Here is a 20,681-nt window from a genome sequence, read left to right on the forward strand (position 1 = left end):
GCCCGACATGCAGGCCGACAGCCGCGTGGTGGGGCTGGTGCCCACGCTCACGCAGCTGGGGTATGCGCTGGGCATCTTGCTACTGGCGCCGCTGGGCGACCGGTTCGACCGGCGCCGCATCATCGTCATCAAGTCCATCGCGCTGATGCTGGCCCTGCTGCTGAGCGGCCTGGCCCCGGGCATGGGCGCGCTGCTGGCGGCCAGCCTGGCTGTGGGCCTGGCGGCCACGGTGGCGCAAGACGTGGTGCCCGCTGCCGCCACGCTGGCCCCGGCCGCGCAGCGCGGGCGCATGGTGGGCACGGTGATGACGGGGCTGCTGCTGGGCATTTTGCTGTCGCGCGTGGTCAGCGGCTTTGTGGCGCAGCAGTGGGGCTGGCGCACGGTGTATGTGGCGGCGGCGGTGGCCATTGCGCTGCTGACGGTGGCCGTGTGGCGCGGGCTGCCGCGCTTTGCTCCCACCGCGCAGCTGGGCTATGGCGCGTTGATCGGCTCCATGGTGGCACTGTGGCGCCAGCACGCGGCGCTGCGCCGTGCGGCCTGGGCGCAGGGGCTGCTGGCCGTGGGCTTCAGCGCGTTCTGGTCCACGCTGGCGGTGATGCTGCACAGCCAGTTCAACCTGGGCACGGCGGCGGCGGGCGCGTTTGGCCTGGCTGGGGCGGCAGGTGCACTGGCTGCACCGCTGGCCGGGCGCCTGGCCGACAAGCGCGGGCCCGAGGTGGTGACGCGCTACGGCGCCGGGCTGGCCGCCGTGTCGTTTGCGGTGATGGCGCTGGCACCGCTGCTGCCTGCTCAGGCCCAGTTGGGGTTGATTGTGGTCAGCGCGATTGGCTTTGACTTTGGCGTGCAGGCCACGCTGGTGGCGCACCAGACCATCGTGTACGGCATCGACCCTGCGGCGCGCAGCCGGCTCAATGCGCTGCTGTTCACAGGCATGTTCATCGGCATGTCGGCCGGGGCAGCGCTGGGCGCTTTGGTGCTGGCGCAGTGGGGCTGGCTGGGGGTGGTGGGGCTGGCCACCGTGTCGTCACTGGCGGCCCTGGGGGTGCGGGTGGCGCGGCGGGCAGGATGATTTGAATAAAAAAGGGCTCTACCGCCTGATGGGTAAGCGCTAGTAGCTATCAAAAAAAGAGCGTCCCGGGGGCCGCTCTTTCTTTTTTGCTGGGCTACCTTGCCGGTGGCCTCAGGCCTTCTTCACCTCAATGTGATACAGCCCCCAGGGGCACAGGCCAAAGCGTTCCTTCACCGGCTTGTCCTTGAAGGCGGGCAGCACATCGGCGTCGTACACCGCCCACTGCGGGCCCAGGCCGCCCAGGGCCATGGGCTGGCCGTCGATGTGGGTGGCGACGATCATGCGGTAGGCCTGCACGTCGGCCATGCTGATGGTGACGTTGTAGCCGTCCACCGCGCGCAGCACCAGCTGCACGGAGCTGCCAGCGGCCACACCGGCAGCGGCCAGCACGGTGGTGAGCAAGGGGCCTTTGAGGGTGTGGGGCTTGCTGTCGTATTCCAGCGTGGGCTTGATGGTGATGGCGGGCATGCGCTGCAGGGCGGCGGCGTCCAGCGCGTGGGCTTTGTCGAACTGGATGCCGTGTTTGCCCATCATCTGGTCGATGGTGGCATCGAGCGCGCCCCGGTTGGGCTGGGTGATGGCGCCGCTGATGGTGAGCAGGGCGGGGCTGGTGGATGCTTTGGCGGGTGGGGCGGCGTGGCTGCTGGTGGTGGCAGCGGTCCACAGGCCTGCCAGGCCGACGCTGGCAGCCACAAAGTTTCTTTTGTTCATGCTCGGTTTCTCCTCGTGTGTTGTTTGCCTGGTCGATTGATCGATGGATGGTGCGCATCAATCCGGGGCGCATGGTAAGCGCAGGACTGGCGCTTGCCACCCAAAAAAGTGTCAGTACCTGTGTGCGTGTGCAGCAGGTGCGGTATGTGCCTTATTCATGTGCCCTGTGGCGCGCGAGCCCTGTGGCCTTCAACCCCCAGGGTGCATGGCCCACCCCGCCAGCGCGCAGGCGCGTGGCGCACCACAATCGGCGCCCATGACTTCTTCTTCGACGATGCTGCGGCTGATCAGCCTGGCGGCCTTTTGCAGCATGGCGTCCATGCGCGTGTGCGATCCGATGCTGGTGGCACTGTCTGTGGAATACCAGATCACCACAGGCGACGCCTCGGCCGTGATTGCCGCGTTTGCCGTGGCCTATGGTGTGCTGCAGCTGGTGTATGGCCCGCTGGGCGACCGGGTGGGCAAGGTGCGCGTGATCATTGGCGCCACGGCGGCCTGTGCGGTGTTCAGCGCCATGACGGCGCTGGCGCCCAGCTTTTCGGTGCTGGTGGTGGCGCGGGCTGCCATGGGGGCGGCGGCGGCCGGGATCATTCCGCTGTCGATGGCGTGGATTGGCGATGAGGTGGCCTACGAGCAGCGGCAAGAGACCCTGGCGCGGCTGATGGTGGCCACGGTGACCGGGATGATGGCGGGCCAGTGGTTTGGCGGCTTTGCCACCGAAACGCTGGGCTGGCGTGCGGCGCTGGGTGTGCTGGCCGTGCTGTTCTTTACGGCGGCCACGCTGCTGTTGCGGCACGCGCGTGCCATTGGGGCGTTGCGCACGGTGGTGGTGCCGGGTGCACCGGCGTTTTCGCTGGCCAATTACGTCGCGGGCACGGCGGCGCTGCTGCGCATTCCGCGTGTGCGCTGGGTGCTGACGGTGGTGGCGATTGAAGGCGCGCTGGCATTTGGCACGCTGGCCTTTGTGCCCGCGCGCATGGTCGATGGGTTTGGCCTGTCGGCCTCTGCGGCGGGTGGCGTGATGGTGCTGTATGGCGTGGGCGGGCTGATCTACAGCGTGTTTGCGCGGCGCTGGCTGGCGGCGCTGGGCGAGCGGGGGCTGGCCGTGCTGGGGGCCAGCTTCATTGCCATCGGCCTGCTGTCGCTGGCCTGGGCGCCTGCGGTGGGTTGGGCCATGCTGGGCTGCTTCTTGGCGGGCATCGGCTTTTACATGCTGCACAACACGCTGCAGGTGCAGGCCACCCAGATGGCGCCCGAGGCGCGGGGCACGGCGGTCACGCTGTTTGCGTGCCTGCTGTTCCTGGGCCAGTCCACGGGTGTGCTGCTGGTGGCATTCAGTGTGGACCGGGGCTGGTTGCCGCCAGTGTTCACGGTGGCGGCGGTGGGGGTGTTTGTGCTGGGGCTTCTGATCTCGCGCCGGGTGCAGGCGCGTGGGGCGGTGGCAGGCGCGTGACCACCCCGCCAGTGGTTGTCAGCCCCGCGCCTCGTACCAGCCCTTGCTGCGGTTGACCACGGCCACCACCGCCAGCATCACCGGCACCTCGATCAGCACGCCCACCACCGTGGCCAGCGCCGCGCCGGAGTGAAAGCCAAACAGGCTGATCGCCGTGGCCACGGCCAGCTCGAAGAAGTTGGATGCACCGATCAGCGCCGAGGGGCAGGCAATGCTGTGCTTTTCGCCCACGGCTCGGTTCAGGCCATAGGCCAGGGCGGAGTTGAACAGCACCTGGATCAGGATGGGCACGGCCAGCAGGGCGATCACCAGCGGCTGCTGCAGGATGGCTTCGCCCTGGAAGGCGAACAGCAGCACCAGCGTGGCCAGCAGCGCGGCGATGGACCAGGGGCCGGTGCGCGCCACGGCGGCGTCGAAGGCGGCTTGGCCTTTGCGCAGCAGGCGCTTGCGCAGCCACTGGGCGATCATCACGGGGATCAGGATGTAGAGCACCACCGAGGTGAGCAGGGTGTCCCACGGCACGGTGATGGCCGACAGGCCGAGCAAAAAGGCCACCAGCGGCGCAAACGCCACGATCATGATGCTGTCGTTGAGGGCCACCTGCGACAGCGTGAACAGCGGGTCGCCCCCGGTGAGGCGGCTCCACACAAACACCATGGCCGTGCAGGGCGCGGCGGCCAGCAAAATGAGCCCGGCGATGTAGCTGTCGATCTGGTCGGCCGGCAGGTACGGCGCAAACCAGTGGCGGATGAACAGCCAGCCCAGCAGCGCCATCGAAAACGGCTTGACCAGCCAGTTGACGAACAGCGTCACGCCAATGCCGCGCACATGCTGGCGCACCTCGGCCAGCGCACCAAAGTCCACCTTCAGCAGCATGGGGATGATCATCACCCAGATGAGCAGGCCCACCGGCAGGTTGACACGGGCCACCTCCAGCGCGCCCACGGCGCGCGCCGCACCGGGCAGCCACTGGCCCAGCGCAATGCCCACCACGATGCATAGCAGCACCCAGACAGTGAGGTAGCGCTCGAACACCGCCATGCCAGCGGCGGGGGAGGGGGGCAACGCGCTGGCAGCAGCGCGTTGCGAATGGCTTGGTGGCAGGGTCATTTCAGTGATCCCTTCAGTGATCCATTGCGCTGCGCGCCACCCGCGATGCATGAAACTGGCGCGGCCCAAACCAGTGCACCCGTGGAACTGGCTTTGCCAGGCCACCGGGTGCGTCCCCCTCCCGCGCAGCGAGAGAGGGGTGAAGGCGCGAAGCGACTCAGGGGGTGTTTCATCTTATTGCTCGGGCAGGTTGCGAGCCGTGGCTTGCAGCGCGGTGGCGGCCAGCTTGTCGTCGGGCAGGTTCACCAAGAGCTCCAGGCGCTGCTTGATGGCGTGCAGGGTCTTGCGGAAGGCTTCAGCCTTGTCGGCGTCCGAGCCATCGCCCGCTGACGGGTCGGCATAACCCCAGTGCGCCGTGGCCGGATGGCCGGGCCAGAAGGGGCAGACCTCGCCCGCTGCGTTGTCGCACACGGTAATGATCAGGTCCATGTGCGGCGCGCCGGGGGCGGCGAATTCGTCCCAGCTTTTGCTGCGCAGCCCTTCGGTGGGGATGCCCGCGTGGGCCAGCGCCTGCAGGCCCAGCGGGTGGGGCTGCTGGTTGTCGCGCGGGCTGCTGCCCGCCGAGTAAGCCTTGAAGCGGCCTTGGCCCATGGCGTTGAGCAGAGCCTCTGCCAGGATGCTGCGGGCGGAGTTGTGCGTGCACAAAAAGAGCACGTTCAAAGGAGGACGTTGTGGGGTGGCGTTCATCGTGGCTCCAGGCTCAGCAGCACTTGTTGGGGTTGTTGGCGGTGGGGCCGCAGCAGGCGGCCTGCCCAGGTGCGGGGGCCGATGGCGCGCCCGTGGGGCAGCACGCGGCCTGGGCTGGCTGCTGCGTGGTCTTGGCTGGCTGCTGCGCAGCGGCTTCGTTGAACACGGGGATGTTGCCCAGCGTGTGGAAGTGTTCCCAGGCCACGCCCTGCGGGTCGGTGATCCAGTGCTTGTCGCTGCGGGCGTAGCAGCAGGTGGTGGCGCCTTCGTCGAGCAGGGCCATGTCCGCGCCCTGGGCGCGAGCCTTGAGCTCGGCCAGCTCGTCGGCCTCATCCACCTGAAAGCCCAGGTGGTCCACGCCGGGCTTGTCGCCCCGGGTGGAGATGGCGAAGTTCACGCGCGGGTCTTCGAGCATCCACTTGGCGTAGTCGGTCTCGACGCGCGCAGGCTCGGCCGCGAACAGCCGGGAGTAGAACGCGATGCTCTTGGCGAGGTCATCGACATGCATGTGGACGTGGAATCGCTTCATGGTGGTTTCCTTTCGGCTGTGGGTCGTGGGGTGGAAGTTGTTGGGGGGCGATCAGCACTTGCAGGCGGCGGTGGCCTCGTCGGTCAGGCAGGCGGCGCCCTGGCAGCAGTTCTCGGTCAGGTAGGCCAGCAGGTCGTTCATGGTGGCAAACGAGGCGCGGTAGATCAGGTTGCGGCCCTGGCGCTCCTGGCTCACCAGACCCGCGTGGGTCAGCTCCTTGAGGTGGAACGACAGCGTGTTGGGCGCAATGCCCAGCTGCTCAGACAGCCCGCCGGGCGTGAGCCCTTCCTGGCCCGCCACCACCAGGGCGCGGAACACCCGCAGGCGCACTTCCTGGGCGAGGGCGGCGAGGGATCGGATGACGTCGGTTTCTTGCATGATTCGATAATACAACAAAAGTTGAAATATGGAAGTGTGGCCTGGAGAAGTTTCTGGAGTCGTCAGGAAAATTCAAGGAAAAATGGCAGCCTGAGCGCTATGGTGTTGCCCTGATAGCTATGAATTTCATAGTTACTGAAGTCTGTGTACCACGGTCTTCATAACTCGGCGATCTAATCACCCGATTTTTTAATCGTTTGTGAACTTACGATTCGCCGATACAGTCGCCCATCCTTTTCCAGACCCGCGCGGCAGCGGCCACTCACCGTGAGGCCGCTGCCGCGCACTGCTTTCCATGATCGATTTACGGGGTATCACCCAAACCTACCAGGGCCCACAAGGCCCCGTCGAAGCCCTGCGTGGCATCGACCTCACCATCCAGCCGGGCGAAGTGTTCGGCATCATCGGCAAGAGCGGCGCGGGCAAAAGCTCGCTGGTGCGCGTCATCAACCTGCTCAACCGGCCCACCACGGGCCAGGTCATCGTGGGCGGGCGTGACCTGACCCAGCTGAACGACGCGCAACTGCGCGAGGCCCGGCGCGAGATTGGCATGGTCTTCCAGCACTTCAACCTGCTGTCGTCGCGCACCGTGTTCGACAACGCCGCGCTGCCGCTGGAACTGGCGGGCATGGACAAGGCCGCGATCCGCGAGCGCGTGAGCCCGCTGCTGGAGCTGGTGGGCCTGGCCCACCTGGCCGACCGCTACCCGGCGCAGATCAGTGGCGGGCAAAAGCAGCGCGTGGGCATTGCGCGCGCGCTGGCGAGCCGCCCCAAGGTGTTGCTCTCCGACGAAGCCACCTCGGCGCTGGACCCGGAGACGACCCGCTCCATCCTCGACCTGCTGCGCCAGGTCAACCGCGAGCTGGGCCTCACCGTGGTGCTCATCACCCACCAGATGCAGGTCATCAAGCAGGTGGCCGACCGCGTGGCCGTGATCGAGGCGGGCCGCATCGTGGAGCAGGGTCGTGTGCTGGACGTGTTCACGCGCCCGCAGCAGGCCATCACCAAGAGCCTGATCGACGAGATCCTGCCGCAAGAGCTGCCCGTGAGCGTGCTCGACCATGTGCGCAAGCTCACCCGCCAGCTGGCCACCACGGCGCCCGGCCACGCGGGGCGGCTGCTGCGGCTGTCGTACTCGGGCGACAGCGCCTACCAGCCCATCCTGTCGCAGCTGATCCGCGAGTTTGGTGTGGACATGAGCATCCTGCACGGCCAGGTGGACGAGATCCAGGACGAGACCTTCGGCTCGCTGGCCGTGTACGCCAGCGGCGAGCCCATGCAGGTGCGCGGCGCGGTGGAGCACCTGCGCGCGGGCGGCGTGGCGGTGCAAGAAGTCACGATTGAAATCTGAGGGAGCCATAAGCCATGTTCGACCATTTCACTCCGGCCATGCTGGACCTCTTTGCCTCCTCGTTGTGGGAGACGCTCATCATGGTGGGCATCTCCGGCATCGTGGGTGGCCTCATCGGCGTGCCGCTGGGCGTGTTCCTGCGCCTCACGGACCACGGCGGCGTGTTGCAGAACGGGCCCGTCAACAAGCTCGTGGGCTGGCTGGTGAACGCCGTGCGCTCCACGCCTTTCATCATCCTGCTGGTGGCCATCATCCCGTTCACGCGCTTCATCACGGGCTCGTCGATTGGCACGGCTGCTGCGGTGGTCCCCTTGACGATTGCTGCCGCACCGTTTGTGGCCCGCCTGGTCGAAGCCGCCTTGCGCGAGGTGGACCACGGCCTGGTCGAAGCCGCCCAGGCCATGGGAGCCACCACCAGCCAGATCGTGTGGAAGGTGCTGCTGCCCGAGGCGCTGCCCGGCATCGTGGCGGGCCTGACCATCACGTTTGTGAGCCTGACCGGCTACTCGGCCATGGCCGGTGCCATTGGCGGCGGTGGTTTGGGTGACCTGGGCATCCGCTACGGCTACCAGCGCTTTCTGCCCGAGATCATGCTGGCCGTGGTGCTGGTGCTGATCTTCTTTGTGCAGGCCGTGCAGAGCCTGGGGGACTGGGCGGTGCGCAGGCTGAGCCACCGGTGAGTGGTGGATTGGTTGCTTCTTTTGCTATTTATTTGATAGCTGTGAGGGGTTGATGGACGCGCGCAGACGGCCATTTTTCTATAAATTCTGGCCCCCGTCTCCGCATCCACAGCTGGCCCTGCCTTCACTCCCTCTCCCGCAAGGGGAGAGCGAGCCTTAAAAACCCCTTCAGCTCGGCACCCGGTAGTGGTAGCCATACGCCGTCTTGAACCCCATCGACTGGTACAGCCCCAGCGCTGGCGTGTTCTGCGCGCGCACCTGCAAATAGGCGCTGGCCGCCCCGGCCTCGGCGGCCCAGTGCAGTAGGGCGGTGACCAGCGCGCGCCCGCGCCCGCCGCCCCGGTGCTCGGGCGCCACGGCCAGGTCGTACAGGCCCACGGCGCCGCGCTCCAGCACCGCCAACCCAAAGCCCACGGGCTGGCCTTGTGTGTCGTGCTGCAGTGCAAATGCGGCAGGGTGGGCGATGTGGTCCAGCATGCTGTTGTGCAGCGCGCGGTGGTGTGTTGGCACGCCGTTGGCGGCGGCAAAGCCCTCCAGCCAGGCGGCACTGGGCGTGGTGCTGATATGGGTGCTGCCATCGGGCTTGCCGACCGAACCCAGGGCCAGCGGCCGGTGCAACACCAGTGAGGGGTCGAAGTGCTGGTAACCCGCCTCGGCCAGCTCCTGGTCGGCCTCGGCCGGGGCCAGGGGCGAGATGCGGAACACGGCGGGCAGCCCGTGCCGCGCATATAGCGTGGTGGCCGCCTCGCGCACCCCGTCAAACGGCGCGCCGGGCAGCAGCGCGTTGACCGAGTTGGCGCGCTTGGTGTAGCCGCCCGACAGCCGGAACACCCAGCCCCGGTGGAACACCGTCTGGCGCGCGGGCCAGGCGTTGAAAGCGCGCTCTTCGAGGGCGCGGATCAGGGCTGCGGGGACGGTGGGCTCGATGGTGGTGGGCGTCATGGCTGGGGTTATACCAACCCGCTCCCGCCAGATCACGCTCAATCAACCGGTCGTGATCTTGTGGTCGGCGACCAGCTTGGCGAAGCGCGTGGTGTCGCTGGCGATCTGCTCGGCCATCTGCGCGGGTGTGCAGGGCTGGGGCGGCGCCAAACCGGGTAACAGCGCAGGCAGGTAGTTTGATTTGCAGGGTGGCGCTAGTCTGGTTCTGTGGTTAGGGTGTCGCTGTCCAGCTTGCCAATCCTGCCGTCTTCAACCGCCTTTCCCTGGCCCGCTTTTTTGACCATGAAACCACTCCCGCTACTTTCTGCCTTGCTGGTGGGCGCCTTCGCCGCCCTGCCTGTGTGGGCTGGAGATTCCACCGCCACGCAAGACTGGTCGCTGTCGGCCGACGGCGCCTACGTGCTGGACCACCGCGCGGGCCTGGCCTGGCCGCGCTGCGTGGAAGGCATGCAATGGACCGGAAAAAACTGCACCGGCAAGCCCCTGCTGCTGGACCGCGCCGAAGCCACGGCCCTGGCCGCCGAGCGCTGGAAGGCCGAAGGCGTGGGCTGGCGCATTCCGCGTGCGGCCGAGCTGCAGCGGCTGGTGGACAAATCGCTCTCGCCCCCGGGCCTGAACCCCATCCTGTTCCCCGCCGCACCAGGCCAATGGCACTGGTCATCCACCAGCAACGTGAGCGCGCCCAGCGTCAACCAGTACACCTACGGCAACATCGCGCAAAGCCGCGCGGGTGATGGTGGGCGCCAGGCCGCGATGATCAACGGCTGGGCCGTGAACCTGTCCACCAGCGAGGCGCGGGGCGATGCGGCACGGGCCAGCAAGCTGCCCGTGCGGCTGGTGCGGCCGATGCCTTGACGCTGTGCGCCGTTAGCCGACGGGATCTGCCACCGTCCCGGGTGGCCAGCCGCAGCCGCTCAGCACGGCTTCGCAAGCGCTTGCAATGCCTGCGTTGGTGGCCGCCGCCGGGCGCATTTGCTCTGCGATCGCGTGGCAGTGCGCCCGCACGGTGGTGTCGTGCATCAGCTCGGCCAGGGTGTTGCAGATATGGTTTTCTGTGTAGCGTCGGGGCAGGATCTCGCGGGCCACGTTCAGGGCGACCAAGCGCTGGGCATTGTCGAACTGATCGTAGGCGGTGGGCCGCACAACCTGGGGGATGCCCGCGCGAAGCGCCTGGGCTGTGGTGCCGATGCCGCCATGGTGCACCAGCGCGGCCAGGCGCGGAAGCAGCCGCGCATATGGCGCATAGCCCACGTGCAGCACACCCGGAGGCAGCTTGTCAGGCACCTGCTGCGCAAAGTGGGTGAGCAGCAGGCCGCGCAAGCCCCCTTGCTCGCAGGCGCTGGCAGAGCGTGCGAAGAACTCCCGCGCATTGGCCGTTGCCGTGCCAGCGGTGAATCCGACCGGTGCAGTGCCAGCGGCCAGAAAGTCGCGCAGGTCGTCTGGCAACTCTGCCGCGCAAGCGGGGTCGTCGAATGGGAAGTCGCAGTGTTGCAGTTGTGCTGGCCAATCTGCCGGTGCGCCAGAGAACCACGCCGGAAACAGGGCCACCTCAGCGTCAACCTGCCGCAGCCAGGGGCTGAACAGCTCCGGCAGCGGTGCCAGGCCCAGTTGGGTGCGCATGCTGTTCAGCGGCGCAAGGAAGTAGCGGTCGGTATGCGCCCGGTCCGCCAGCCACCAGAACAATTGCCGGAGCCAGAACGGGCTTTTTTCGCGCAGCCAGGCCCCACCAGGGCCGATGCGTGCAGGGGCGACGGTGGAGCGGATGGCCGCAGGTGCCAGGTGTACGGTGGCGCAGGGCAAGCCCAGGCTTTCGGCCACCAGCCTGTGCGCGAAAAAGAGGGACCCGCCGATGGCCAGCGTGCGCCCCTGCCTGACATCGCCATACATGGCGCTGTAGCAGGCAGGAGTCTGGCGGGCCATGTATCCGGCCACAGCAGCCATGGCTTTGGGCGGGTTACTGTCGGGGGCCTGGGCAAAGAGGCTTTCATAGTCCGCCACCGTTCCGATCGGCCGGAACACCGCCCCGCAGGACGCTGCAGAGTCTGCGAAGAAAGGGTTGGCGTAGACGAAAACTTCAAACCCCCGGCGGCGGAACTCAGCCGCCATGAAAATGAAGGGAAGGACATCGCCATGGCTGCCCATGGCGGTGATGAGGATGCGCTTCATAAAGGGGTCAACACCATGATTTCTGCCAGCATGGGCAAGGGCACCCGTTCGCGCAACTGCAGTCGGGCTTGGGCGAACAGGCCTTGCCACTCGCGCAGGCTGCGTTCGCGCCCTTCGGTGCAAACGGCCATCTGCAGGTCCATGCCAGACACGGCCAGGTCGGCGATCTCTTCGTTGCGCACGGCTTCCATGACGAGCACGGTGGCACCCACCGGGGCAGCAGCACGTGCAACCCGCTGGAGGACCAGCAGCGCATCGGCGTCCGACATCCCATGGAGCAAGGCGCTGAGCCAGAACACGTCTTTGGCGCTGCTGGCGGGCGGCAGTGCATCCTGGCGGACATCCGCGGCATGAAAGCTGAGCCTGGCACGCGCCGCGCTTCGCTGGGGATCGGTTTCGCTGGCTCGCAGGAAGCGTGCTGCCGCTACGGTGGCTGGCCGGTCGATCACAAGCGCATGCAGGTGGGCATGGCGCGCAAGCAGGGTCAGCGCCTTGTCGCCCGCGCTGCCGCCCACATCCAGCAGACGGTGGAAGGCGCGCCAGTCGATGGCGTCCACCCACGGGGTGCCAGTCAGCCCCTCGACCTGGGCCATGGCTTTTGCAAAGGCTTCTTCCAGGGCGGGGTCCGTCGCCATGTGCTCGAAAAGGGGCTGGCCGTGCGAAACCTCGAAGGCCGGGCGGCCAAGCCGGAGTGCACTGGTCAGGGTGTCGTTCCATGGCGCGCGCATCTCCGGACGCTGGTGCAGCAGCACCAGGTCACGGACACTGCCTGGCCGGTCAGCCCGCAGTGGTGCCGAGCCCCGGTTGTTGCGCCAGTGTCCTGGTTGAGCTTCTTCAAACACGCCCAGCGCAGCCAGCAGGCGCAGAACGCGCTGCAGCCCGTCGGGCACCACGTTGCAGCGCTGGGCCAGCACACCGATTGGCAAGGTGTCGTCGCCCAACTGGCTTGCAACGTCCAGCTCGGTGACCACGCCCAAGGCCCTGGATTGCCAATAGGCCGAACCGATCTGGACGAGCCGAAACGGGGGCGGTGTCAGCCGCGACGCCCACAGCTGCAGGCCTTGGATGGCGCGCAATACAGTGGCAAATAGCCGCGCCGCGCGTGCTGGCTTGCGTAGCCCAAGGCGGGACAGTGGTGGTGTGGATGTGGCTAGCCTAGCGGTTGTCACGCGGGTCTCCTGAAGAGGTGGTGTGAAGGTGGGCAGCGATGCGGCCGGTGGAGATGCCAGCGGCCAGCACGCGGCGATTCATGCATCGCTTGCGCCAAGGCCGGCATCGAAGTCTCTGCTGCGGGCAATGACGGCCGCCGCGATGGCGCTGTCGGCCAGGGTGGGCAGGTCTGTGCGCAGAAACACCGGGTGCACCTTGAGGGCCAGAAGAGCCAGTTCATCAGGCCGCCGGGGCACACGGCCGCCGGGGAAGGCCGAGGCCTTCTCCTGCATGAATCGGGCTGCCGCCTGCACGGCCTGGTGGGCGGCCTGCGCGTGGTGGCTGCCATACGAGAAGCGCCAGGCGCGCACCCTGGCATTGATGCGCGAGAAGCTGTCGGTGCCTGCCGCCATGCCCGCAGCGGCGAACACGCGGCAGTCGTAGGCGCGGCAGGCCTGGGGCCTCGCCGGGTAGATGCCGCAGTTGTTGTGCTCCAGCATGGGGCAGGCGCCCTGGGCCGTGCGGCCCAGCACCTGGTAGCCCGGTGGCATGCCGGGGGCCGGGCTCAGCAGCGGCGCTGGGATGGCCATGGCGGCGGCGGTGTCTGCCGGTGTCAGGGGGATGAAATACCCCGAGCTGCAGCACCCCCTGCAGTCGCCACACGGCACAGGGGCCGGGGCGCCCGTGTGCAGCCCGCGCAGGGTCTGGGCCAGCCAGTCGGCAAAGTCGCCCGCATCGACCGGGGCTTCCTGGACCATGTGGTGGGTCTGGATCCCGTTGGTACGTTTTGGTTGGTGGTGCATCGCGGCGCAGAGTGGTAGGTCAGCGGTTCAGAAGGCGCACCAACCCCTGGTTCAGCGCGTCCAGCACCCAGCTGGAGCTGCCGGGCACCACGCTGCGCGTGTTGCTGAGCGCGAAGTAGGCGCTGCGGCCGTCTTGTGCCAACACCGTCAGGCCCATAAATCCCATGTTGTCCCCGCTGTGCACGATGGCGCCCTGGCCGTGGAGCCAGGAGCCCTCCCAGCCCAGTGCGTAGTCGCCGCTGCGCAGGGCGCGCAGCCGCTGCACGTAGGCCGCAGGCAACCCATGGCTGCGCCCCTGAAAAGCGCGCTGGTGTTCTGCCAGCCACCGGCCATAGCCTGCGGGAGTCATCCACACATCCCCCGACGGCTTGGCCGCATCCACCCAGGGCTGCACCTCGGGCCCGAACCCGGTGGCGGGTTGCAGCTTGCCCGGGGCTGGCCCCTCGTAGCCCTGCGCTGCGTTGGCAGGGGGCTGCCATTGCGGCTGCAGGCCGCGTGGCTGGGCCCATTGCCGCATCAGGGTCTCGAAGTCTTGCCCCGTGGCGGCCTCCAGCATGGCCCCGGCCACGGTGTAGCCCGCGTTGGAATATGCAAACTCCCCGGCGCCGACCACCGGCGTCAGCGACAGCAGCCAGCCTGACAGCACGCGGCGCCGCGCTGCATCGGTGGCGGGGTGGGGGAGTGGCAGGGCGGCCACAAAGTCGGCAAGCTGTTCGAGATCGGCTGCGTCATTGAAGGTGGGCAGGCCGCTGCGGTGGTCCAGCAGCTGTGCCAGGGTGGCGTTGGCGTAGGCCGGGTGCTGCTTTGCAGCGGCTTCGGGCAGCAGGTCGGCGGGGCGGCTGTCCCAGCGCAGCTTGCCCTGCTCCACCCAGTGGGCCACCAGGGCGGCGGTCATGGCTTTGGACAGGGATGCGAGCTGGAAGGATTCGTTGCCCGTCATGGCATCGCCCTTCAGGCGGGCCTGCCCGGCCGCACCCAGGTAGAGCTTGTCAGCGCTGTCGTGCTGGCTGCCAAACACGGCGCCCACCAGGCCCACGTCCACGGCGGCCTGGGCGCGTTCGCGCAGGGCCTGGTTTTCCAGCAACAGCCGGGGGTCGCGTAGTTCGTCGCCTTCGCCGCCGCCACAGGCGCCCAGCAGGGTGAGGGAGGTGAGGGCCAGCGCCGAAGCAAGGGCGCGGCGGCGGGTGAGGTGCGGGGCTGCGAAGGAGGACATGCCTGGGCTTTTTCAGAATCAGAAGAAGCCGCCGATTCTGAAAACGGTGCCCTAAAGATTCCCTAAAGAAACGCGCAGGGGCGGCCCCTTGCGCACCTTCCCAGCCCAGCTCACACCTTCTCAGTCCGGCTGCACGCCACCCAGGTCCAGCACAAAACCCACGCCCCGTCCATCCAGCCCCTTGTCCAGCCACAGGCGCGCATGCAGGCGCTCGGCTGCCTGGGCGACGATGGCCAGGCCCAGGCCGGTGCCGGGCTCGTCGTGGCCTGTGCCGCGCCAGAAGCGCTCGAACACCTGCGTGTGCAGCGCCGGGGCAATGCCCGGCCCGTTGTCGCGCACCGCCAGCCGGATGCCACCCTGGTGCTGCTCTATCGACAGCTCCACCCGTGTGGCGCCATAGCGCAGCGCGTTGTCCACCAGGTTCTGCAGGATGGACTGCAGCGGCAGCGGCTCGCCATGCCAGGCCAGCGACTCCGGGCCTTCCAGGGCGAGGGTGACGCTGCGGCGCTTTGCATCGGCATGGGCGTCCAGCAGCACGCCTGCCGCCAGTTCGCACATATCAATGTCCTGCGCATCGCCGCTGCGGGTGGGGTCGAGTGCCGACAGGTCCAGCAGCTGCTGGCCCAGGTGGGCCGTGCGTTGCAGGCCTTGCTGCAGCGCCTGGGCGGCTGCGGCGCGGCTGGCTTCGCCCTGGCTGCCCAGCAGCACATGCGCCTGGGCAGACAAAGCCGCCAATGGCGTGCGCAGGCCGTGGGCGGCGTCGTGCACAAAAGCGCGCTCCAGCGCCAGGTGCTCGCGCAGGCGGGCCAGCAAGGCATCAAAGGCGCGGCCCAGAGGTTGCAGCTCGGCATAGCGCAGGTCCGCACCCAGCGGCTGCAGGTCGCGCCGCGTGTCCAGCGCCTCAATGTGCTGCGAGAACTGGCGCAAGGGCCGCAAGCCGCTGCGCACAGCCAGCCACAGCGTGAGCAGCAGCACGGGCAGGGCGATCAGCAGCGACATCCCCACCTCGCCCAGCAGCCACTCCAGCAGCTCCAGGTCGGTGAGCAGGGGTTCCAGCACCAGCAGGTTCCAGCGCTTCCCTTGCGCGCTGTAGACCACATGGGGATGGCCATCGATATCCAGGCGGCTCAGCCCGGTGGGGGCAGTCTGGTTGCGCAGGTCGCGGCCACTTTCGTACACGGTGCCACCGCCATGGCGTTCCAGCCGGACGGAAACGTTGCCGCCGCCCGGGACCACCTCTTGCCGGACGCGGTTCAGCTCTGCGATGAACGCCTGCAGCACGGCCGTGGCATCTTCGGCATCGCCCAGCGCATCCAGCGACTTGATCAGCACCGAAGCCAGAGGCGCAGCAGTGGATTGTTTGTCCAGCTGCGTCCTGGCGTTCCAGTAGTTCATCGCGATGACCAGCACGCTGATCAGCGCAAACGCCAGCAGCAACGCCGCCACCAGCCGCAGGCCCAGGGTTTTTTTCACACCGACTCCAGCCAGTAGCCCACGCCCCGCAGGGTGCCCACGCGCTCGGCGCCAATCTTGCGCCGCAGGTTGCTGATGTGCACCTGCAGCGCTGCCGTGTCCATCGGGTCGCCCAAAGGCTCTAGCCGCTGGGCCAGCGTGCGCTTGGGCACCACATCGCCACCGCCCTGGGCCAGCGCCAGCAAAAGCTGGAACTCGCGCGGCGTCAGCTCCAGCGGCTGCCCGCCCAGCTGGGCCTGGCACTTGCGGGGCCACACGCTCAGGGCACCAAACTGCCACTGCTCGCCCGACTGCGCGGCCGTGCGCCGCAACACGGCCCGCAACCGCGCCAGCAGCTCGGGGATGTCGAAGGGCTTGACCAGGTAGTCGTCGGCGCCCGCATCCAGCCCGCCCAGGCGGTTTTGCAACGCGCTGCGGGCCGTGATCACCAGCACCGGCGTGGCTGCCTGGGCACGGCGCCAGCGGCGCAGCAGCTCCATGCCGCTGCCATCGGGCAGGCCCAGGTCCAGCAGCACGGCGCTGCAGCCCGGGTCGTCCAGCTGCAGGGGCGCATCGTGGGCGCGGCGCAGCCATTGCACGGTGAACCCGTCCTGCTGCAGCGCCCGCACCAGCGAAGCCCCCAGGTCCAGGTCGTCTTCGATCAACAGGATGTGCATGGGTCTCAGGCCTCCTCCAGATTCAGGACCAGGACATCGACGTGGCTGAATGTGAGTTGCATGGAGGAGGGAGGGAGCGGCGAAGGGGGCGGATTTTCTCATGGGCCCGTTGTGGGCTTGGGGCTGGCCCTTGGGAGTCGCGGCGCGCTGAGTAGGGTGTGCGGGAATGTCTGCCGTCGGGTTGGATGGGGCCGTTATTGGTGCGGTAGAACGGCTCGGACGCGGATATTCGTTCGGTTCATGTGCAGCGGCACCGGACGTTGTGGTGGGTCAAGACGGTTTTGGATTTTGTGGTGGCGGCTTCGGGGGAAGGAGCTCGGTGTCAACGTTTGACATGAGAGGCGGCCCAAGGGCTTAGCGCTTGTGACGTCCTCTCGATGGAAGAGTTGGGCGCTATCTCACACGCCTCTCGACTTGTTTGGCCAAACCTTCGCTTTTCGCCTCTCTGAAGAGACAAGCCGGACTCGCCACATGAGATCTGTGAGGAGGATGGCTACAGCCGCATTGAAGCGAGCTCGATTGTCGGATGTGGCTTCGTATTCTTTGGGACCAAGCCACGGGAGTTTCCGCGCATGTGCGGCGACCTCCGCCGATTCAAAGGTTAGAGGTTCCCAGCCATGCCCAAACTCGTTTCTGATCTTCCGAATGAGCGTGATTTCCTTGAACTCATTCTCCTGAATTAAGCCAAGAGCTGCTGCAGCTGACGCGCGGGAGGAAAACGTTCCTAGCGGCGCATTGAACCCACCAACTAGATCTTTAGCAGCCGGTGACTCGATAAAGAACGCACTCAGAATTTCTTGGAGGCGCTCATCAAGCATAGACGCAGCAACGAGTGCTGCTCCCCGGTCACTCTCTCTATTGAAGGTGGCTAGAAACTTGCCGAGTCGTTCAACTTCCGGCTCGGTGCTGTGCTTATGGTTCATGACGCCCAACGTCGGTCGTGAAAGTGCGGCAACGGCGCACTCAGCATTGAAGAATAGCGACCACGCTGGCCGCCGTTGTGGGTCCATTCGACGAACCAGTTAAACCAGCAGTAGCTCATGACGATAAGCGCCAGCCGACAAAGGCGACGATAAATGCCCAGGGCCATAGTGCGAGCCACCAGTTGGATATGGGGACGCGAGACTCCAGAACCGGCATGCCATCGATACTCAGACTAAACGGGAAGGAACGCAGTGCCGCTTTGCCCCAAGTTACTTCTACGCTGTGTTCAATGTCGTCAGATGCGAAAGTCTCGGCATGTTTTCCAACGGGCTTAAAGACGCCTCCGGTTTTAAGAACCAAGCGCCCGTTTACGGCGACATCAATTGAAGCTGATTGCCAAGCGTAGCGTGGCACGAGTTTCGCCGTGACCGACACGGGTGTCCCAAGCCAGTTTGTTTCGCAAGATGAAGAAGTCGCCATATGCGGTTTAACGTAATTGAGACCGCAAAACCTGCGGGATAAGCTGGGTCGTCCGGGGTATTCTGGACACCGATTCCTCCTGAGCATGGCTTGCAGCCTGGGTTTGCAGTCGTTGCGCCCTGAGTGAACCAAGGCATAAAAAATCCAAGAAACCCGGCAGGCTTGCAACGAGCGGACTATAGCCCGCGAACAGTCGAAACTTGGGCGCCAAACGGGCAACCCCAAGCCACCGGCCCACTGCGGCGACGCGCCCCGCGCAGCCCCCTCACACCCTCTTGCAAAAAAACGTCGTCCCGCACAACGCCCCATCCGGCATCAGTGCGTAGTCCGGCACCACGCCCACGCGCTGCCAACCCGCGCGTTCATACAGCCGCTCGGCGTCGCCGCCGGTGACGGTGTCGAGCACCAGCACGGTTTTGCGCTCGGCGCGTGCAGCGTCGTCCACGGCGGCCATGAGCTGTTGGGCGATGCCCTGGCGGCGGGCGCGGCGGTGGACCAGCATCTTGGCGACGTCGGCGCGGTGGGGCTGGTTGTCGGGCATGGCGGTGATGAGCTGCACGGTGCCCAGGATGGCCCCGCTGGCGTCTTCGGCCACCAGCAGCACGCGTTCGTTGCGCGCCACGCCGTCGGCCACGTTGCGCCAGAAGGCCAGGGCCTTGTCGCGCGGCAGGGGCGCCATGAAGCTGACCGAGGCGCCGCCGTGTACGCAGTCGATCAGCACATCGGCCAGCGCGCCCACGCTGGCAGCAGCTTCATTGGGGCCCAGGCGGCGGATGGTGGTGGCGGATGGGGGCTGGGCTGGTGCGTGGCGGACGGCGGCGGTCATGGTTTTCTCCGGGCGGTGGGTGGGGTGATGGTCTTTGTCACGCGCGCAGGCGGCTGGCTGCGCGGGGCGAGTGGCGCGAGCGGTGCAAAGGGCATGACCGTGGCCAGCACCACCAGGTAGTGCGCAGGCGTGGCGCCGGGGTTGTGGAACACGATGGGCTGGTTCAGCTGCATGGCCAGGCAGTCGCCTGCGGCCAGCGGCCAGAGGGTGTCGCCCACGGTCAGTTCCATGCGGCCTTCCAGCAGCCAGACCTGCTGGTGGATCTCGGCGCCGGGCACGGCCGAGTCCAGGGCCACGCGCTGGCCGGGGGGGAAGACGACTTCCACCAGCTGCAGCGGCGAGGGCGCAGGGGGCGAGAGGCGGCGGCGCACGTAGCCCGAGGCGGGGTCTTGCCACCGGGGCTGGTCGGCGGCGCGGATGTGGGGAGAGGGGGCTGCGGCACCTTCATGGGCTGCACCGCCATCGGCGCTCTCGTCAAAAAACGAGGCCAGCGCCACGCCCAGGCCGATGGCCAGTTTGTCGAGCACGGCCGCCGTGGGGCTGCTTTCGCCGCGCTCGATGAGCGAGATGTTGGAGCGGCTTACGCCGCTGCGTTCGGCCAGGGCGTCGAGCGAGTAGCCCCGGGCGCTGCGCAGTTCGCGCAGGCGCTGGGCGATGTGGTGGTGGATGTCCATGGCGGCAGTTTAATGGAAATGAAATCCATAAAACTGGAAATTTCTGAACTCCACCGGGGTGGCGTGGCGCGATACGGAATGCCGGTGTGCGCTGCGTTATCGGTGTTTACTATATTTTTGATAGCTTACTAGGCAATCCAGTCGGGCGGTAGAGTCCATTTCTCCTTGTAAAAATAGGGTGTGCCCGCTGGCGCGGGCCCGGGTCGATGCTGATACTGTGTGTACTTTGCATTTTTCCTCACCCACCCGCCGATCCATTCGGCCCACCCGATGGGCCTGATGGGTTTGATCGCACGAGAACATCGGAGACACCCCGCCATGACCCTGCCGCTTCACCCCCTGGATGCCGACCTGTTTGCCCGCGCTTTGCCGCTGCTGGACGACGAGTGGCTGACCCGCGACCCCGAGCTGGCCCCCGTGCTGCCTACCGTGCTGGCGCGCAATGTGGGGCAGGACTGGCACAAGGCGGGCACGTTTCGCCATCACCTGGTGGGCGTGACACGCACGCTGACCGTGTGGCAGCAGCCGCGCGATGTGCGCCTGCTGGGGCTGCTGCACAGCGTGTATGGCAACGCGTTTGTGGACCTGGTGAAGTTCGACCCCGCCAAGGAGCGCGCCCGGGTGCGCGAGATTGCGGGCGAGTCGGCCGAGCACCTGGTCTACCTGTTCTGCACCCAGTCGCGCACGCAGTTTGTGCAAAAGGTGCTGGCCCACGCGCTGGAGGCCGACGGCAGCCTGGTGCTGCAAAAAGACGGGCAGGACCATGTGCTCACGCCCTACGAGGTGGCGGCCTTCATCATCGTGAGCATGGCCGACACCATCGAGCAGTGGTTCAGCTGGCAGGACGATATCTTCTCGCGCTTCCCCGAGGTGCAGCACCGCAACCAGAAGGCGCACTGGGCCGCGTCGCTCTGGCCTGGGCCCATGCGGCCGTCGGGGCGCATGGTGCACCAGATCAACGGGCTGGCCAAGGCGCTGCAGCACCCGGGGCTGAAGGATGTGCTGCCCATGCCGCCCGTGTTTGCGCACTGCTCGCAGTACCTGTCTGCGGCCAACGAGGCGGCGGCCACGTCGCTGTACTGGTCGGTCATCCAGCAAGACCAGCCGCTGGTGGACCTGGATGTGGCCACCGGTGTGCTGGAAAGCGCCGTGCGCCACAACCCCTGGGTGGGCGAGCCGCAGATGGTGCTGGCCCAGCTGTATCTGTCGGCCGGCCGCAAGGACGACGCCAAGGCCGCCGCCGAGAGCGCGCTGCACCTGTTCAGCGCCTGGGGCAATGCGTGGGACAAGCGCGTGCAGTGGGACGCCTGGGTGGCCTGGACGCGCATCCTGCTGCAGGGCGCGACGGTGGAGGGCACCTGGCCCGAGCGGCTGGACAAGCTCAATAACGTAGCTTTACGGGGCTGA

The 20,681-nt window shown here is 67.1% G+C and carries 22 protein-coding genes; 6 read left to right on the plus strand and 16 right to left on the minus strand.

The window, feature by feature from the left end; genetic code table 11:
* Nucleotides 1-1,069, plus strand: a 1,069-nt coding sequence (locus tag AC07Z7_RS15260) for an MFS transporter (RefSeq protein WP_494766755.1), incomplete at its 5' end; no start/stop codon positions are given.
* A gap of 111 nt (nt 1,070-1,180) precedes the next feature.
* On the opposite strand, the gene AC07Z7_RS15265 is transcribed toward AC07Z7_RS15260, so the two are convergent.
* Complete coding sequence (locus AC07Z7_RS15265) at nt 1,181-1,780, minus strand: putative pterin-binding protein (RefSeq protein ID WP_494766756.1); 600 nt, start codon at nt 1,778-1,780, stop codon at nt 1,181-1,183.
* A gap of 256 nt (nt 1,781-2,036) precedes the next feature.
* Here AC07Z7_RS15265 and AC07Z7_RS15270 point away from each other — a divergent pair, with 256 nt between their 5' ends.
* Nucleotides 2,037-3,233 carry an MFS transporter gene (locus tag AC07Z7_RS15270; protein ID WP_494766757.1) on the plus strand — a complete coding sequence of 399 codons (1,197 nt, stop codon included), beginning with the start codon at nt 2,037-2,039 and terminating at the stop codon, nt 3,231-3,233.
* Nucleotides 3,234-3,251: 18 nt separating this feature from the next.
* Here the strand turns inward: AC07Z7_RS15270 and arsB are convergent, their stop codons facing one another.
* The 4 genes from arsB to AC07Z7_RS15290 all read right to left on the minus strand — a co-directional run bounded on the left by arsB (nt 3,252) and on the right by AC07Z7_RS15290 (nt 5,937).
* Nucleotides 3,252-4,274: an ACR3 family arsenite efflux transporter gene (arsB, locus tag AC07Z7_RS15275; protein WP_494766792.1), complete on the minus strand. Its 1,023-nt coding sequence runs from the start codon at nt 4,272-4,274 to the stop codon at nt 3,252-3,254.
* A gap of 243 nt (nt 4,275-4,517) precedes the next feature.
* Entirely contained in the window at nt 4,518-5,030 is a 513-nt protein-coding gene (locus tag AC07Z7_RS15280) for an arsenate reductase ArsC (RefSeq protein WP_094290566.1), read from the minus strand.
* Nucleotides 5,031-5,043: 13 nt separating this feature from the next.
* Nucleotides 5,044-5,559: an ArsI/CadI family heavy metal resistance metalloenzyme gene (locus AC07Z7_RS15285; RefSeq protein WP_094290567.1), complete on the minus strand. Its 516-nt coding sequence runs from the start codon at nt 5,557-5,559 to the stop codon at nt 5,044-5,046.
* Nucleotides 5,560-5,610: 51 nt separating this feature from the next.
* Complete coding sequence (locus tag AC07Z7_RS15290; RefSeq protein WP_063463005.1) at nt 5,611-5,937, minus strand: ArsR/SmtB family transcription factor; 327 nt, start codon at nt 5,935-5,937, stop codon at nt 5,611-5,613.
* A gap of 295 nt (nt 5,938-6,232) precedes the next feature.
* On the opposite strand from AC07Z7_RS15290, the gene AC07Z7_RS15295 reads away from it, so the two are divergent.
* Complete coding sequence (locus AC07Z7_RS15295) at nt 6,233-7,288, plus strand: methionine ABC transporter ATP-binding protein (RefSeq protein WP_494766758.1); 1,056 nt, start codon at nt 6,233-6,235, stop codon at nt 7,286-7,288.
* A gap of 14 nt (nt 7,289-7,302) precedes the next feature.
* Nucleotides 7,303-7,968, plus strand: coding sequence for a methionine ABC transporter permease (locus AC07Z7_RS15300; protein WP_055397552.1), 666 nt, complete (start codon nt 7,303-7,305; stop codon nt 7,966-7,968).
* 168 nt (nt 7,969-8,136) lie between these two features.
* Here AC07Z7_RS15300 and AC07Z7_RS15305 read toward each other — a convergent pair whose 3' ends face one another.
* Entirely contained in the window at nt 8,137-8,910 is a 774-nt protein-coding gene (locus tag AC07Z7_RS15305; RefSeq protein ID WP_494766759.1) for a GNAT family N-acetyltransferase, read from the minus strand.
* 282 nt (nt 8,911-9,192) lie between these two features.
* On the opposite strand from AC07Z7_RS15305, the gene AC07Z7_RS15310 reads away from it, so the two are divergent.
* Nucleotides 9,193-9,765 carry an Lcl C-terminal domain-containing protein gene (locus AC07Z7_RS15310; RefSeq protein ID WP_494766760.1) on the plus strand — a complete coding sequence of 191 codons (573 nt, stop codon included), beginning with the start codon at nt 9,193-9,195 and terminating at the stop codon, nt 9,763-9,765.
* Between the two features lie 12 nt (nt 9,766-9,777).
* Here AC07Z7_RS15310 and AC07Z7_RS15315 read toward each other — a convergent pair whose 3' ends face one another.
* The 10 genes from AC07Z7_RS15315 to AC07Z7_RS15360 all read right to left on the minus strand — a co-directional run bounded on the left by AC07Z7_RS15315 (nt 9,778) and on the right by AC07Z7_RS15360 (nt 19,274).
* The gene (locus tag AC07Z7_RS15315; protein WP_494766761.1) at nt 9,778-11,076 is read right to left on the minus strand and encodes a glycosyltransferase; all 1,299 of its coding nucleotides are present in this window, start codon (nt 11,074-11,076) and stop codon (nt 9,778-9,780) included.
* Nucleotides 11,073-12,152 carry a methyltransferase gene (locus AC07Z7_RS15320; RefSeq protein WP_494766762.1) on the minus strand — a complete coding sequence of 360 codons (1,080 nt, stop codon included), beginning with the start codon at nt 12,150-12,152 and terminating at the stop codon, nt 11,073-11,075. The genes AC07Z7_RS15315 and AC07Z7_RS15320 overlap by 4 nt, the downstream gene beginning before the upstream one ends.
* 171 nt (nt 12,153-12,323) lie before the next feature.
* Nucleotides 12,324-13,028, minus strand: a complete 705-nt coding sequence (locus AC07Z7_RS15325; protein WP_494766763.1) for a YkgJ family cysteine cluster protein — start codon at nt 13,026-13,028, stop codon at nt 12,324-12,326.
* Between the two features lie 19 nt (nt 13,029-13,047).
* On the minus strand, nt 13,048-14,241 hold the full coding sequence (locus tag AC07Z7_RS15330) for a serine hydrolase domain-containing protein (RefSeq protein ID WP_494766764.1): 1,194 nt from the start codon (nt 14,239-14,241) through the stop codon (nt 13,048-13,050).
* Nucleotides 14,242-14,361: 120 nt separating this feature from the next.
* Complete coding sequence (locus AC07Z7_RS15335; protein ID WP_494766765.1) at nt 14,362-15,714, minus strand: sensor histidine kinase; 1,353 nt, start codon at nt 15,712-15,714, stop codon at nt 14,362-14,364.
* A complete protein-coding gene (locus AC07Z7_RS15340; protein WP_494766766.1) occupies nt 15,711-16,370 on the minus strand; it encodes a response regulator in 660 nt (219 codons plus the stop codon). The genes AC07Z7_RS15335 and AC07Z7_RS15340 overlap by 4 nt, the downstream gene beginning before the upstream one ends.
* 398 nt (nt 16,371-16,768) lie before the next feature.
* Entirely contained in the window at nt 16,769-17,293 is a 525-nt protein-coding gene (locus tag AC07Z7_RS15345) for a transcriptional regulator (protein ID WP_494766767.1), read from the minus strand.
* A gap of 115 nt (nt 17,294-17,408) precedes the next feature.
* Nucleotides 17,409-17,774 carry a hypothetical protein gene (locus tag AC07Z7_RS15350; RefSeq protein ID WP_494766768.1) on the minus strand — a complete coding sequence of 122 codons (366 nt, stop codon included), beginning with the start codon at nt 17,772-17,774 and terminating at the stop codon, nt 17,409-17,411.
* Between the two features lie 265 nt (nt 17,775-18,039).
* On the minus strand, nt 18,040-18,600 hold the full coding sequence (locus tag AC07Z7_RS15355) for a GNAT family N-acetyltransferase (protein WP_094290579.1): 561 nt from the start codon (nt 18,598-18,600) through the stop codon (nt 18,040-18,042).
* A complete protein-coding gene (locus tag AC07Z7_RS15360; RefSeq protein ID WP_494766769.1) occupies nt 18,597-19,274 on the minus strand; it encodes a helix-turn-helix domain-containing protein in 678 nt (225 codons plus the stop codon). The genes AC07Z7_RS15355 and AC07Z7_RS15360 overlap by 4 nt, the downstream gene beginning before the upstream one ends.
* A gap of 318 nt (nt 19,275-19,592) precedes the next feature.
* Here AC07Z7_RS15360 and AC07Z7_RS15365 point away from each other — a divergent pair, with 318 nt between their 5' ends.
* Complete coding sequence (locus tag AC07Z7_RS15365) at nt 19,593-20,681, plus strand: DUF6817 domain-containing protein (RefSeq protein WP_494766770.1); 1,089 nt, start codon at nt 19,593-19,595, stop codon at nt 20,679-20,681.

It is taken from the genome of Acidovorax sp. GW101-11A03 (genome assembly GCF_059424825.1).